11 protein-coding genes and 1 tRNA gene are annotated in these 15498 nt (G+C 57.3%); 9 read left to right on the forward strand and 3 right to left on the reverse strand.

The features are described 5' to 3' along the window. Positions 1-424 precede the first annotated feature (424 nt). Complete coding sequence (locus BJ985_RS02020; RefSeq protein WP_179386440.1) at positions 425-2608, forward strand: LamG-like jellyroll fold domain-containing protein; 2184 nt, start codon at positions 425-427, stop codon at positions 2606-2608. A 53-nt stretch (positions 2609-2661) separates the two neighbouring features. Here the strand turns inward: BJ985_RS02020 and BJ985_RS02025 are convergent. Further along, a tRNA-Leu gene (locus BJ985_RS02025) sits at positions 2662-2735 on the reverse strand. 149 nt (positions 2736-2884) lie between these two features. On the opposite strand from BJ985_RS02025, the gene polA reads away from it, so the two are divergent. From polA to BJ985_RS02040, 3 genes are all read left to right on the forward strand, one after another. Next, entirely contained in the window at positions 2885-5533 is a 2649-nt protein-coding gene (polA, locus tag BJ985_RS02030) for a DNA polymerase I (RefSeq protein WP_179386441.1), read from the forward strand. Positions 5534-5621: 88 nt separating this feature from the next. Then, positions 5622-6476 (forward strand): DNA glycosylase AlkZ-like family protein, encoded by an 855-nt coding sequence (locus BJ985_RS02035; protein WP_308936794.1) that lies wholly within the window; start codon positions 5622-5624, stop codon positions 6474-6476. 75 nt (positions 6477-6551) lie between these two features. Continuing rightward, positions 6552-6908 (forward strand): hypothetical protein, encoded by a 357-nt coding sequence (locus tag BJ985_RS02040; protein WP_150850368.1) that lies wholly within the window; start codon positions 6552-6554, stop codon positions 6906-6908. Here BJ985_RS02040 and BJ985_RS02045 read toward each other — a convergent pair. After that, positions 6872-7342 carry an RDD family protein gene (locus BJ985_RS02045; protein WP_236587084.1) on the reverse strand — a complete coding sequence of 157 codons (471 nt, stop codon included), beginning with the start codon at positions 7340-7342 and terminating at the stop codon, positions 6872-6874. The genes BJ985_RS02040 and BJ985_RS02045 overlap by 37 nt on opposite strands. A 9-nt stretch (positions 7343-7351) precedes the next feature. Continuing rightward, positions 7352-8083 (reverse strand): class I SAM-dependent methyltransferase, encoded by a 732-nt coding sequence (locus BJ985_RS02050; RefSeq protein WP_179386444.1) that lies wholly within the window; start codon positions 8081-8083, stop codon positions 7352-7354. Between the two features lie 250 nt (positions 8084-8333). Here BJ985_RS02050 and rpsA point away from each other — a divergent pair, with 250 nt between their 5' ends. From rpsA to uvrB, 5 genes are all read left to right on the forward strand, one after another. Beyond that, a complete protein-coding gene (gene rpsA, locus BJ985_RS02055; RefSeq protein WP_179386445.1) occupies positions 8334-9794 on the forward strand; it encodes a 30S ribosomal protein S1 in 1461 nt (486 codons plus the stop codon). A 296-nt stretch (positions 9795-10090) separates the two neighbouring features. After that, the gene (locus tag BJ985_RS02060; RefSeq protein WP_179386446.1) at positions 10091-12142 is read left to right on the forward strand and encodes a glucose PTS transporter subunit IIA; all 2052 of its coding nucleotides are present in this window, start codon (positions 10091-10093) and stop codon (positions 12140-12142) included. 81 nt (positions 12143-12223) lie between these two features. Further along, positions 12224-12823, forward strand: coding sequence for a dephospho-CoA kinase (gene coaE / locus BJ985_RS02065; protein WP_179386447.1), 600 nt, complete (start codon positions 12224-12226; stop codon positions 12821-12823). Between the two features lie 90 nt (positions 12824-12913). Then, entirely contained in the window at positions 12914-13276 is a 363-nt protein-coding gene (locus BJ985_RS02070) for a DUF4259 domain-containing protein (protein WP_005323276.1), read from the forward strand. 40 nt (positions 13277-13316) lie between these two features. Next, complete coding sequence (gene uvrB / locus BJ985_RS02075; RefSeq protein WP_179386448.1) at positions 13317-15410, forward strand: excinuclease ABC subunit UvrB; 2094 nt, start codon at positions 13317-13319, stop codon at positions 15408-15410. Positions 15411-15498: the final 88 nt, after the last annotated feature.

A 15498-nucleotide genomic window follows, 5' to 3' on the forward strand; every position in this document is an offset into this window, starting at 1 on the left:
AAATAAAAATTTACCTGGGAGGGGACTGGTGCGGAGGGCGACTGGCCTAGCAAGGCGGCAGAAAAGTGCCGAAGAGGGAGGCTAGGCGAACCACAGTGAAGCGTAATGCATATCTTTCATTAGAGGGCGGTTAGCTACCTGCCGCGGCAGAGGGGGATCTTCTCCCTAACCGTAGAGGTAAAACCGTATTCACGAATATTCTGTCAGTTTAATGCACCCCAATGCAACTATGCAGTTTGGGGCAGGATATACGGACTTGGCTCCAGGGGGATAGTCCATTCAGAGGAAACCATAAGTTTCCCATTATTCAGTCTCCTGTTTACGCGGGCGTCAACTAACTGCAAGCTTCGCACCCTAGAATTTCCCGCGTATTCCCGCTATTTCCCCTGTGCAAGCATTCCTTTCCAGTCTTAAAGGACTCTCTATGAAAAATCGTTTCGTCCTGCCTGCGCTAACTGCAACCGCGGTGGTGGGAAACCTCGTTGTTGTACCGGCCGCAAGTGCTGCGGATTTTGGGGCCGAGGGGGCGTCGCCAAGCGAGGGCTCTCGTTTCAGTATCGGCGTCTTACCGGATACCCAGTTCTACTCGCGCTATTCCACCCCGGAGACGGGCAACTTGGCCCAAGCTCGCTACGGAAGCGAACCCTATTTGGCCCAAACTCAATGGTTGGTAGATCACCAAGACGAGCTGAACATGGATTTTGTCACCCACTTGGGCGATGTCGTCGACCAATGGAACGTGGAGGGCGAATGGCAGGTAGCCGATAAGGCCATGCAGGTCCTCGATGATTCTGACCTGAACTACTCCATCCTGCCCGGCAATCACGACATGGACGTCGAGGGTGCGGCGGCTCACCCGTATGACAAGTGGTTTAGCGCCGATCGTGCCAAGAACGCTAATCCGGAGACCTTCCAAGAGCGCTACACTGCGGTCAATAATGACTCCGAGGCTCACATCTTTGAAGCCGAGGGGCAGAAGTACCTCAACCTTGCGCTGGGCTGGCGCGCCGATGAGAAGGCCCTTGCGTGGGCGCAAGGCATCATCGATAAGCACCCCAACCTTCCGGTCATTGTGACCACCCATGAGGCCCTCAACATCGACGGTGAGGGTAACGTTTTCTATTCCGATGACTATGGCAAGGGCCTGTGGGATAAGTTCATCAAGCGCAACGACCAGATCTTCCTGGTGATGGGCGGCCACCACCACGGTGCGGGCTACCGCGTGGATAAGAACGATGCCGGCCACGATGTCGTTTCCATCTTGCAGGACTATCAGATGGCCTATCAGGGCGGAAATGGTCTGCTGGGCGTGCTCGAGTTCGACCTTTCCGGCAAGCAGCTGGAGATGACCGCGCTCTCGCCGTGGGTGGCGCAGAAGCCGCACGAGGAGCTGACGCAGTTCGATAAGCTCACCCTGGATGATCAGGGCGATAGCTACGCCATTCCGTTCGACTTTGAGCAGCGCTTTTCCTCCTTTTCCCCGGATTTCACCGTGGGCGAGGGCCACCAGCCGGACCTAGCTCAGCGTGCGCGCGACATCGCCGCGGAAGGCTATAGGCCCTATACCATCGCGGAGGATGAGCTGCCCAAGGGCGCGGATGACTTTGCTAAGAACGACCACACGGTATTCCACTGGCGCCCGGGCCAGGCCCAGGACAAGGACGGGCATGCGCTTGCCGACGGCGCCCCTGCCGGCCGCGGCACCACCGTCCCCGATATTGCCAGCGATTCGGGCAGTGACCTGCATCGTTCTGGCGCCATGCTAGGTGATCGGGTGACCTATAGCTCCGATCACCACCCGCTATCCTCTGATTCCGGCTCGCTCTTCTGGTCTGACCCAGCGGGCAAGGTTGGCAATGCCGAGTTCCGCACCGACAAGGGCGCGGCGGCTAATAACGTGGATACCACCAAGGGGTACACCTTCGAATCCTTCGTCAAGATTCCAAAGGACTTCAATGGTGCCCAGCATGGCTGGGGAAGTGCGCTTAGCCGCGACTCTGCCATCAATAAGTTGGTTGACGGCTCCGAAGACACGGATCCCACCGTCATGTTTGGCATCTCTAACCTCCGCGAGCTGCGCTGGTGGGCGGAGCCGAAGCAGGGAAGCGGTTCTACCGTATGGTCCCACGAGGTGCCCAAGGACGAGTGGATGCACATTGCCGTGGTCAATGATCCGGAGCGCGATAGCGTGGAGATGTTCATCAACGGCGCACCCATCTTGCGCAATGCCGTAGGCGCCGAAGGCCTTCTCCCGCGCGACTTGCAGTGGGTCATGGGCGGTGGTTTTGATAACCAGCGCCCGCAGGACCCGTGGTATGGCTGGATCGGCGAGACCCGCCTGACCCAGGGTGTTCTGGGCAAGGAGGAATGGCTTACCGCCCGTGCACACGGGGACGGCAAGCCGGCCGATACTACGCAGCCGGCCGCGGGCAGCTCCGCATCGAGCAACGGCGCGAGCTCCAAGCCCGCCGTTCTGGGAGCAATCCTCGGCATCGCGGGCGTGGCTGGACTCATCGGCCTAGCCCTGCCGCAACTGAAGGCCTCGATCCCGCAAATCAACGCGCTGCTGCGCAAGTATCACCTGCCAACCCTGCCTGAACTGGGCTAAAGCAAAGACCTCGGTTTCCCTTATTTAGTGGAAACCGAGGTCTTATCTCGTTGTGCCCCTGGTGAGACTCGAACTCACACTGGACGGGTTTTGAATCCGTTGCCTCTGCCAATTGGGCTACAGGGGCGCACAGTGTAAAGGCGGACTGCCTTTGACTGTGAAAATAGTAGCGCAGGCACTAGGCGAATTCCTAATTGGGTTGGGGCAGTGGGGGAATGCGCACGTCATCCACAAAATCTGCACCGGGGTGTTCGGATGTCGGTGTGCTTCTCTAGGATGGGGCAGGTGACTACTAATCAGCCTCGACTTCTGCTCATTGACGGCCACTCTATGGCCTTTCGTGCCTTCTATGCCCTGCCGGTGGATAATTTCTCCACCTCAGGAGGTCAGCACACTAATGCCGTGTATGGCTTCTTATCGATGCTCTCTAATATCGTGGCGGAAGAGGCCCCCGACGCCATTGCGGTGGCATTCGACGTGGGGCGCAAGACCTTCCGCACTGAGATGTTCCCGGACTATAAGGCCCAGCGCGAGGCTGCACCGGAGGAATTCAAGGGTCAGGTAGACCTCATTCGCGAGGTGCTCGAGGTACTAGGAATTACCACCCTGTCTCGGGAGAACTTCGAGGCCGATGACATCCTGGCCACTCTCGCAACCGAAGCGCAGGACTATGAGACTCTCATCGTCACCGGTGACCGTGACTACCTCCAGTTGGTCAATGAGTCCACGACGGTGCTCTATCCCATGAAGGGCGTATCCACGCTCCACCGCTTCACTCCCTCCGCAGTAGAGGAGAAGTACGGTCTTACCCCCGCGCAGTACCCGGACTTTGCCGCGTTGCGTGGCGATCCTTCCGATAATTTGCCGGGCATCCCAAAGGTAGGCGAGAAGACGGCCACCAAGTGGATAGTCAAGTATGGAGACTTGGCATCCTTGGTAGAGCACGCCGAGGAGATTAAGGGCGTGGTAGGCAATAACTTCCGCGAGCGCATCGAGCAGGTGCAGATGAACCGCAAGCTCACCCAGATGATTACGGACATGGACCTAGGGGTCGGTCCAAATGACTTGGCCTTTAAGGAAGCCAAGGTCGCCGACGTTGCCGCCAAGTTCGACGACCTGGAGTTCGGTACCAACCTGCGCGATCGCGTACTCGCAGCCATTCCCAATGATGGTGCTGAGGCAGCCGAACAGACCGAGGAAGTCCAAGAGCTAGAGACGGTCATCGATGACGAGCCATTGTCCCAGTGGTTGCCCGGCCGAGAGCATGTCGCGGTGTATGTCCAAGGCGAGGGAAACCCGGGACAGGGCGATGCGTCTGCGATTGCTTTCGTGGACCAGGAACGCCACGGCCTGCAAGTGGAGCTGGGCGATCTTTCTGCTGAGGACGATAAGGCCCTAGCCCAGTGGTTGGCATCTGATGCGCCGAAGTATTTCCACGAGGCAAAGGCGGCCTTTCATATGCTTGCCGGTCGTGGGATAGAGCTGGCCGGCATTGCCCATGACACGGCCCTTGCTGCCTACCTGCTTCGCCCAGGTCAGCGCACCTACGCGCTTGCCGACGTCTACCAGCGCCACCTCCAAAAGACCCTCAGCGCCGCCACGGAGCAGCTGTCTCTCCTGGATGATTCCTCCCTGGTTGATCAGGCCGCGGCAATTATGGAGCTGGCAGAACGGCTCACTGCGGAGCTGCAGGAGATTGACTCTTTCGAGCTGTATACCGAACTAGAACTGCCGCTCGTGACAATTCTGGCGCGCATGGAGGCTACCGGAATCGCCGTAGACGTTGACATTCTCGAAACGCAAAAGGATGCCTTTGTTGAGCAGGTTGCCGAACAAGAACGCGCCGCCCGCGAGCTTGCCGGCGATGACAAGCTCAACCTTAACTCGCCAAAGCAGTTGCAAACCGTGCTCTTTGAGACCTTCGAGCTGCCCAAGACTAAGAAGACGAAGACGGGCTATTCCACCGCGGCCAAGGAGATTGAACAGCTCGCGGCTAAGAACCCTCACCCTTTCCTCGATCATCTCTTGGCACACCGCGAGTACCAGAAGATGAAGACCACCTTGGAAGGTCTCATCAAAACCGTGCAGCCTGACGGCCGCATTCACACCACGTTTAACCAAACCGTGGCCTCTACCGGCCGCTTGTCGTCCACCGAACCCAACCTGCAAAACATCCCCGTGCGCACCGAAGCCGGCCGCCAGATCCGTTCTGCCTTCATCGTGGGCGATGGCTTCGATGAACTCATGACTGCGGACTACTCCCAGATTGAGATGCGTGTCATGGCGCACCTCTCCGCCGATCCAGGCCTCATCGAGGCCTATAAGGAAGGCGAAGACCTGCACAACTATGTTGGCTCCCGAGTCTTTGACGTTCCCGTTGACCAAGTGACACCCGAGCTGCGCCGCCGAGTTAAGGCCATGTCTTATGGGTTGGTATACGGACTTTCCGCTTTCGGCCTATCCCAGCAATTGGGCATTCCGGCCGGGGAAGCAAAGTCCATCATGGAAAGCTACTTTGAGCGCTTTGGCGGGGTGAAGAAGTACCTCGATGAAGTCGTGGTCCAAGCCCGCAAGGATGGCTACACGGCAACGCTCTTCGGCCGTCGCCGCTACTTGCCAGAGCTCAACTCCGATAACCGCCTAGCACGCGAGAACGCGGAGCGCGCAGCACTTAATGCGCCCATTCAGGGCACTGCCGCGGACATTATTAAGGTGGCGATGATTCGCGTGGACCGCGCACTGCAGGGAATGAAGTCTCGCGTGCTGCTTCAGGTGCACGATGAATTGGTAGTCGAAGTCGCCCCCGGTGAGGCCGACACGGTTCGAGAGGTTCTCGAGCGAGAGATGGACTCAGCGATCGAGCTGAACGTGCCGCTGGAGGTCTCGGCTGGTGCCGGCAAGGACTGGGATGCCGCAGCCCACTAGCTCGGTTACTTTCTCCCGCCGAGAAAGGGCGCGCCTTAGGCTCGCCTCGCAAGGCCTAACCGTGCCGCGGTGGGAGAGTGCTGAGGAGGTGGTCCGCGCTTTTGGCCTCACGCAAGGCCAGGACCTGCATTCTGTGCACCGGTCGCTGGCTTTGCGGGCGAAAGACCACTCAGATGCCGGAAATATCGTGCGTGGATATCCCATGCGCCATACGCTTTTTGCAGCTTCTATCAAGGATATAGGCTGGATAACCGAACTGTGCGCTAAAGGGCGCAAGGGTGACGCAGAGTTGCTGGCAGCGGTTAACAAGCTCATTGATCGTCCCCTTTCGCGTGCCGAGCTTAAGGAACGGGCGACCACAGTGTTGCCTGAAGTGCCCTTCTGGCATGTTGTGCGTGTAGCAATGGAAAGCGGTCACGCCGTCTACTGTGGAGCCGAGCAGCTCATCACACCAGTGGAGCTGCCGGGATTAGACGAAGCTTTCAATGGAGACAAGGTCGCAGCTACCGCTGACCTAATGGTCCGGTATTTTCGCACTCATGGCCCAGCGACGCTGCAGGACTTTGCTTGGTGGACAAAGCTACCGCAAAGCCTAATAAGGCCAGCAGCTGAAAACCTTCCGCCGGATATCGTGCGGTGTGGGGAAGAATCCCAGGACCTTGTTTCGGCTGAGGTAGTGGAAATGGCCGAAGCACGAAAGAAGCAATCGGTATTGCTGCTGGGGGCATTTGACGAGTACATCTTGGGTTATCAAGACCGTCTATTTGCGATGACGAAGGAAGTCCACGAGACACTCGTTCCTGGAAACCGCGGGGTATTTCGCCGCGCCATCGTGGTGGATGGACAGGTCCGCGGAACGTGGAATAAACAAGCTATTGAGGACCTGGGCATGCCTGACTATGCAGTGCGGAAGGTTCAGAAGTTATGGCGGGATGAGAACTAAGTTTTTAGGTAGCCTCTTCTGTGCAGAAAAAGTTATGTGTGTAAGCCGAAAAGCCAAGAAGGGAATTGCCGAGCGGTGACCTTAGAAGACAAGACGAATAAGTGGACACTTCGCATTTTTGAAAGCCTCTGGGCCATTCAAGTTAACTTTCTTGCCATCGAGATAGCTGACCTCGGCCTCGAACAGTTCCTTGCAGAGAATAAGGCCTATGCCATCGTGTACGGAATGATTGCGGTGGGGTATTTTGTGGGCGCCATGACTCTCGCCAGTGTGGTGCCTAACTCGAAAATCAGGAGACTAACGGCCGCTGCGGTGATGGTTGTAGCTACGGCACTAGCATTCCTCTTCCCATCGCAGTGGATGTTTGCCGCGTTGGTTATTTTCGCACTTGCTTATTACCTCTGGCCACGCAAAGAAGGCGTATCCATCTGAGGTCGGCGCTCCACTAGGCAATTGGCCAGCATGTCGAAGGGCGTCTGGCCGAAAGCAAGGACGCAGAGACTTAATGCGCCGAGTAATAACGGCATGACTATCGGCAAACCGGTCAGCGTGAGCATGGAGAGTAGCAGCCAGGAATTGCGCAGGCTGGCTGCGCGCACGCCGGGGTGGGTAACGATGATCTCCAGCTTGAGCGACCATTTTCCCAGCGACGTCGCCTTGGTGGCTTCTGCCCATACGCGGTAGACGTAGAAGACTAGGGCGAGGGCCACGGCGTTGTACACCTCGAGGGCTTGGCCGGTTAAGGGGGCGTCGGCAAGTGCATTAATGGCCCAGCGCGCCACAACGATGACGGCCGCTGCCATGAAGGCGTCGATCCACCAGGCAAGGCCGCGGCGCAAGAGTAAGCCAATTCGATCCAAGACCATGCCCATAGATTAGCGGCAATTTCGGCAGACGAAAATAATCGTTCCGGGGAAGATATCGCCACGTTTTGGCGACCATTGGCCCCACGTAGTGGTGAGCTCCCTTGGCCATTCGGGCTCGATGATGCGCTCGATGAGGTACGGACCTTCACCCTGTAAGGCCTGAAACCAGTCGGCGATGGTGCGGTGGAACTCCGCATAGGTGAGGTTGCCATCGTGGTCTTGCTCCAGATAAGTGCGATCGAAATAGCTGATATCGGCGGTGAGATCGGTGGGATCATCAGGGAATATCCAGCGCATCGGGTGGTTGGCCGAAAGGACAAAGCGACCGGTTGGTTTAAGAACGCGGGAGACTTCACTTAAGGCTAAGTCAAGGTTGGCAAGGAAGGGAAAGGCTCCGAACGCCGAAAATGCGGCGTCGAAGGAGTCGGTGGCGTAGGGGAGTGAAAGCGCATCGGCCTGCGTTAAGGGGAGTCCGAGTGCAGCGTGGTTGAGCATGCCGCGGGAAATATCGAAGCCGGTGGCGAAGCGCGCGCGTGTCTGGAGCCATTGGGTACACGGGGCGGAGCCACAGCCAATTTCGAGGACCGAGGAATTCGAGACGTCGCCAAGCAGGTGCGCGTGGTCCTCGTGGAGCATTTCTGGGCACCAGTAAAAGGAAGAAAGGTAGTCGGGGTGCTCGGCGTGGTAATTGGCGGCGTCGCTATCCCAGTAGGCCTGGTTTGCGTGCGAGGGGGAAGTCACGGTGGAAGAAATTCCTTTGCGAAATAGTTGGTCCGTGTATTTGCCCTTTTAGCTGGACAGATGTAGTGTTGAACGGGCGTGTCTATGCCACGGGTTGTTCTAAGCCCCTGTAGGAAGGCTTTAAGCAATCACGAGGCGGGATCGATTATTTCTCTTTTTAGCTGCATTTGCGCAGCTTAGCAAGCTTTTTTCGAGAGACGCGCAATTGTCCAATTTCGATTTCCTACATTTATTCGGAGCATTTTTCAATATGCCATCTTCTAACACCCCGCAGGTTGCGATTAACGATATCGGAACCGCAGAGGACTTCCTCGCAGCTGTAGACGCCACCATCAAGTACTTCAACGATGGTGACATTGTCGAGGGTACCGTCGTCAAGGTTGACCACGACGAGGTACTGCTGGACATCGGATACAAGACTGAAGGTGTTATCCCTTCCCGCGAGCTGTCCATCAAGCACGACGTCAACCCGGACGAGGTTGTTGAGGTCGGCGATGAGGTTGACGCACTTGTTCTCACCAAGGAGGACAAGGAAGGTCGCCTGATCCTGTCCAAGAAGCGTGCGCAGTACGAGCGCGCATGGGGCGCCATCGAGGAGCTGCAGGCCAAGGAAGAGCCTGTCACCGGTACCGTTATCGAGGTTGTCAAGGGCGGCCTCATCCTGGATATCGGCCTGCGTGGCTTCCTGCCTGCATCTCTGGTTGAGATGCGTCGCGTCCGCGACCTGGAGCCGTACATCGGCCAGGAGCTGGAAGCAAAGATCATCGAGCTGGACAAGCAGCGCAACAACGTTGTCCTCTCCCGCCGTGCATACCTCGAGCAGACCCAGTCCGAGGTTCGCTCCGAGTTCCTGCACCAGCTGCAGAAGGGCCAGGTCCGCAAGGGCGTTGTTTCCTCCATCGTCAACTTCGGCGCCTTCGTCGATCTCGGCGGTGTCGACGGCCTGGTTCACGTTTCCGAGCTGTCTTGGAAGCACATCGACCACCCATCTGAGGTTGTCACCGTTGGTGACGAGGTAACCGTTGAGGTTCTGGACGTCGATCTGGACCGCGAGCGCGTTTCCCTGTCCCTGAAGGCTACCCAGGAAGATCCGTGGCGCGTATTCGCCCGCACCCACGCTGTGGGCCAGATCGTTCCGGGCAAGGTCACCAAGCTCGTTCCGTTCGGCGCCTTCGTTCGCGTCGAGGAGGGCATCGAGGGTCTGGTTCACATCTCCGAGCTGGCTCAGCGCCACGTCGAGGTTCCGGACCAGGTTGTCACCGTTGGCCAGGAGGTTATGGTCAAGGTCATCGACATCGATCTCGAGCGTCGTCGTATCTCCCTGTCCGTTAAGCAGGCAGACGAGGACTACACCGAAGAGTTCGATCCGTCCAAGTACGGCATGGCTGACTCCTACGACGAGCAGGGCAACTATGTCTTCCCTGAGGGCTTCGACCCTGAGACCAACGAGTGGAAGGAAGGCTTCGACGAGCAGCGTCAGGCTTGGGAGGCACGCTACGCAGAGTCCGAGCGTCGCTTCAACCTGCACACCGCTCAGATCGAGCGCAACCGCGCCGCAGCCGCTGAGGCTGCTGAGTCTGCAGAGTCCTCCAACTACTCCTCTGATTCCTCCGATGCAGCTCCGGTATCCGAGACTCAGGCAGAGGTTGGCGGCTCCCTCGCTTCCGACGAGCAGCTCGCCGCACTGCGCGACAAGCTTGCTGGCAACTAAAGCTTCCGCTTAGTTTCAACTAAGCCTTAGGGCTTTGCTCACCGCCGCGCCCACTTCATCACCTAGATGGGGTGGGCGCGGCTTTTGTGATCTTATAGACAATTTGTGCAAACGTTTGCCAGATTGTTTCCTGCCTCTAGGCGGTTGACCAGCGGTCAAGCAGAAGCAGGTAGGAAAAGTCCCTGGAAAGTCCACAAAACGGGCTTTTGTTCATGTGGGAATCCTCTTATACTCAAACGTGACGTTATAGCCAGTGCAGTACTGGTTATAAGTGGTATTGAATTGAGGAGTAAGAAGTGGCATCTATCAAGGACACTTCCACCCACATCGTTGAAAGTATTGGCGGCGCCGACAACATCACGTCGCTGACGCACTGTGCGACGCGCCTGCGTTTCCAACTTGTTGATGCGGGGAAAGTTGATCAAGAAAAGCTCGACAGCGACCCAGCGGTGCTAGGCACCGTGCCACAAGGCGCCCACGGCTACCAAGTAGTCATGGGCGGCGGCGTTGCTGACTACTACAACGAAATCATCAAGCAACCTGGTGTACACGCTTCCGGTGAGAAAACGGCGTCCTCCAAGAAGGAGTACGACGGTGTTCGCGGAAAGTATGACTGGGTAGATTACTGCTTCGAGTTCCTTTCTGATACTTTCCGTCCCGTCCTATGGGCTTTGCTGGGCGCCTCGCTCATCATCATGCTTCTCATTCTGGCGGACACGGCACACATCCAGGATTTCCGCGCACCGCTGGAGGAGCAACCAGAAGGCTTCCGTCTGGCTCATGCCATGTTCCAGTCGGTCTTCTATTTCTTGCCCGTAATGGTCGGTGCGACCGCGGCGCAAAAGCTGGGCGCGAATATGTGGGTCTCCGCAGCTATTCCCGCGGCACTTTTGACCCCCGAATTTATGTCGCTGGGTGAGCAAGGCGATACCGTCAACGTATTTGGCCTGCCGCTGGTCATCAATTCCTACGGCTCCCAGGTATTTCCGCCCATTTTGGCCGCAATCGGCCTGTACTGGGTGGAAAAGGGACTAAAGAAGATCATCCCGAGTGCAGTTCATATGGTCTTCGTGCCGTTCTTCTCCTTGCTCATTATGATTCCGGCAACGGCCTTCCTGCTCGGCCCGTTCGGCATTGGTGTAGGCAATGGCATTTCCTGGGTCCTGTACCAAATCAATGATTTCTCGCCTTTCATCCTGGCTATTGTCATTCCGCTGCTGTACCCATTCCTCGTTCCGATGGGCCTGCACTGGCCGCTGAATGTCATCATGATTCAGAACATCGCAACCTACGGCTACGACTTCATCCAAGGCCCGATGGGCGCATGGAACTTCGCCTGCTTCGGCGTTGTTGGCGCAGTCATGGTTATCTCCTTCAGGGAAAAGAACAATGCCATGCGCCAGGTTTCTATCGGTGCCTTCGCAGCGGGCATCCTCGGTGGCGTGTCTGAGCCTTCCCTCTATGGCATCTTGTTGCGCTTCCGCCGCAGCTACTACCGGTTGCTGCCAGGTTGTGCGGTAGGCGGCGCAATCATCGGTATCTTCGATGTCCGCGCTGAGGCCTTCGTCTTTACCTCTGCGTTGACCACTGGCGCTATGACGCCGCAGCTGGGCTACGTCCTTGGTATCACGGCTGCATTCCTTACCTCTTTCTTCCTGACCCTGTTCTTCGGCTACCGCACAGCAGAAGAAAAGCAGGCGGACTTGGAGCGCATTGCACAAGAACAAGGCGAGTCTGTTGAAGACGTAGCTGCTCGTTCGGAGTTTAAGTCCACCAAGGCCGACAACGGAGAGTCCTCGAATGCGGGTGGCGCCGTTGCTGCCAGCGCTGCGGGCACGGCTGCTACTGGTGTTGCCGCCAAGCAGGCTGGCAAGGCCGACATCGTGCTGGATTCCCCTCTAGAGGGCGAGGCAGTTGACCTTTCGGAAGTCCCAGATCCTATCTTCGCAGGTGCAAAGCTGGGGCCTGGCATGGCAGTGCAGCCAACTGGCAATACCGTCTATGCGCCTGCCGACGGCAAGGTGCTCACCGTGCAAAAGTCCGGACATGCGGTAGGCCTTAGCCTCGACAATGGCGTGCAACTGCTCATCCACGTAGGTCTCGACACCGTAGAGCTGGGAGGCGAAGGCTTCGAAGTTCACGTGGAAAAGAAGCAACGCATTTCCGCGGGCGATAAGTTGATTAGCTTTGACCCGGATTTCATCCGTTCCAAGGGCTATAACCTGATTACTCCGGTTGTGGTTACTAACGCCACCAAGTTCGGCGCGGTCTCCGGTGAAGCCGGCCCGGTTACCCCGAGTGATGACTTGCTCCGCATTCCGCCGAAGCCGGAGGAAGCAGCGGAATAAAGGATCGCTGACACTTATAATCGACAGAGGGGCCCACACCGTTTCATATGGTGGGGCTCCTTTTCGCGTAGGGTGGCTGCCATGAAACTCATTGGCCTTACAGGCGGGATTGGCAGTGGCAAGTCAACAGTTGCAACGCTCTGCCGCGAACGAGGGTGGCGTGTGGTTGACGCCGATGGCATTGCGCGCGACGTCGTCAAGCCCGGGCGGCCTGCGTTAGCGGAGCTGGCGGCAGCATTCGGAGAAGACATTATGCTGGCGGACGGCAGCCTCAACCGCAAGGAATTGGCTCGGCGAGCCTTTGCGGACAAGGAACACACTGAGTTGCTGAACTCCATTACCCATCCACGCATCCAAGCGGAAACGCAGCGCCAATTCGCGGAGGCACGTGAAGAAGGCTATGACTTTGCCGTTTACGATATGCCGCTTTTGGTGGATAACGGTTTAGACAAAGACATGGACTTCGTCATCGTGGTCGACGTGGCGGTAGAAGAGCGCGTCCGTCGCCTCGTAGCTTTACGCGGGCTGGAAGAGGACGATGCGCGCCGTCGCATAGCAGCGCAGGTAACGGATGAGGTGCGATTGGCCGCAGCCACGCACGTGATCGACAACAATGGCACGTTGGAGCAGCTGCGCTCGCGAGCGACCGAGGTCATGAACCGTATAGAAGCGGAGTCATAGACGCGGGGTCACCCAAACTTTAACCGTTGGGTGGTTAGAGTTTACGCAGTTTCGAAGTTGCGTTAACTTTCGCGTCTTAAGCTACTCGCCGTGGGAACGTGGGATACTGGGCCTTTTGATAATCACGCGGCGCGAGAACTGCTCGCTAGCTTGCGTGATGGCTCTTTCGATCTCAAAGCCTTTCAGAAGTCATGTGCCGAAGAGCCCATGGACTCCGATGACGCAGAAACCATGATCGCACTGGGCGCCTTGTTGAAGCTGAAAGCTGATGCGCTGCCGGAAGGAATCCACCGCGAGGATCTTGCGCCCCTGTATACGCCGCAGTCTAAAGCATGGCTGCGCCGTCGCATCAATAGTGCGATGCGCCCAGAGACGTCTTCTGTTTATGCGCTGTGGGAGACCACCGGCGAGCTGGAAGAGTGGCTGCGCACCGCGCAGGACTCCTTGCCGTGAACATAGCTAGCCGTGCCATATAAGCAGTAGAGTAGTGGGCATGGCTTTTGCTGCTGAACATCCTCTTATTCCAAATTCCGAGCACCGCGTCGTCAGCGAGGTCGAGCGCACCCCAGGTGAGTTTCAGGTTGTCTCTGAATACGAGCCGGCCGGAGACCAGCCAGCTGCTATTGCAGAGCTCAATGAACGCCTCAACCGCGATGAGCGCGATGTAGTACTCATGGGTGCTACCGGTACAGGTAAGTCCGCCACCGCTGCGTGGTTGATCGAAAAACAGCAACGGCCCACGCTGGTAATGGCACCAAATAAGACTCTGGCAGCGCAGCTAGCGAACGAGCTACGTCAACTCTTGCCGCATAACGCGGTGGAGTACTTCGTCTCTTATTATGACTACTACCAGCCAGAGGCTTATATTGCGCAGACGGATACCTATATTGAAAAGGACTCGTCCATCAACGAGGACGTAGAGCGCCTGCGCCACTCGGCTACCTCGGCCCTGCTGTCCCGCCGGGACGTGGTGGTTGTGTCCTCCGTGTCGTGCATTTATGGCTTGGGTACCCCGCAGTCCTATTTGGATCGCTCAGTCATTATTTCCGTGGACGAGGAGCTGGATCGTGACCGCTTCCTCCGTTTGCTGGTGGATATCCAATACGAACGCAACGATGTGGGATTTACCCGCGGTACATTCCGCGCCAAGGGCGACACAGTCGATATCATTCCGGCTTATGAGGAGCGCGCAGTGCGCATTGAATTCTTTGGCGATGATATCGATTCCCTCTACTACATTCACCCCGTCACTGGCGATGTCATCGAGGAAGTAGACGAGGTGCGTATCTTCCCCGCGACTCACTACGTGGCAGGACCCGAACGCATGGAAAAAGCTGTGGCTGCCATCAAGGAGGAATTGGCCGAGCGCCTGGAAGATCTGGAAAACCGCGGCAAGTTGCTCGAGGCACAACGACTTCGCATGCGCACCGAATACGATCTAGAAATGATCGAGCAGGTAGGTTTTTGCTCCGGCATCGAGAACTACTCCCGCCACGTCGATGGCCGTCCGGCCGGCTCCGCTCCGGCAACGCTGCTGGACTACTTCCCAGAGGATTTTCTCACCATCATTGACGAGTCCCACGTCACGGTCCCACAGATCGGCGGCATGTTCGAGGGCGATATGTCCCGCAAGCGCAACCTGGTGGAGTTCGGTTTCCGGCTGCCCTCCGCAGTGGATAACCGCCCGCTGACCTTTGATGAGTTTGAACAGCGTGTGGGACAAACCGTTTACATGTCCGCCACCCCTGGCGACTTTGAACTTACGTCCTCGGACGGTGAGTACGTGGAGCAGGTGATTCGCCCGACCGGTTTGGTGGATCCGAAGGTTACTGTCAAACCCACTAAGGGCCAGATTGATGACCTTATTGATGAGGTACGCACCCGCATTTCGCAGCAAGAGCGAGTACTGGTGACTACGCTGACTAAGCGCATGGCAGAAGACCTCACCGATTACCTGCTGGAGCAGGGGATTAAGGTGCGCTACTTGCACTCGGATATCGATACCTTGCAGCGCGTCGAGCTTTTGCGGCAATTGCGCCTTGGCGAGTTTGATGTCCTGGTGGGCATTAACCTCCTGCGCGAGGGACTTGACCTCCCCGAGGTATCGCTCGTTGCCATCTTGGATGCGGACAAGGAAGGTTTCTTGCGCTCTACCACCTCGCTCATCCAGACCATCGGCCGTGCTGCCCGTAACGTCTCTGGCGAGGTGATTATGTATGCCGATAAAATCACCGATTCGATGCAAGAGGCAATCGAGGAGACGGAGCGACGCCGCGAAAAGCAGATAGCCTATAACAAGGAACACGGCATCGACCCGCAGCCTTTGCGGAAGAAGATTGCCGATATCCTTGACCAAGTCTATGAAGACGGCGGGGACGAAGAGTCCAACTCTGACCCCTCTGCAGTGGTGGAGAAGCGGGATATTTCCAGCATGGCTACCGATGAGGTGCAGGCGCTTATCGACGACCTCTCGGCCCAAATGGGGGCCGCCGCACGCGAGCTCAAATTCGAGCTGGCTGGTCGTCTGCGCGATGAGATTGCTGATCTAAAGAAGGAATTGCGTGGATTGAAGGAAGCGGGAATTTAGTTTTCTCCCCCTGAAAGTGATGATTGGCTCCGCGGGTACTTCTCTTAAGGGCTGCGCTAGTTATACTGGATAAGTGCCAGAAGCGCCG

Source organism: Corynebacterium tuberculostearicum (genome assembly GCF_013408445.1).
Taxonomy (GTDB): domain Bacteria; phylum Actinomycetota; class Actinomycetes; order Mycobacteriales; family Mycobacteriaceae; genus Corynebacterium; species Corynebacterium tuberculostearicum.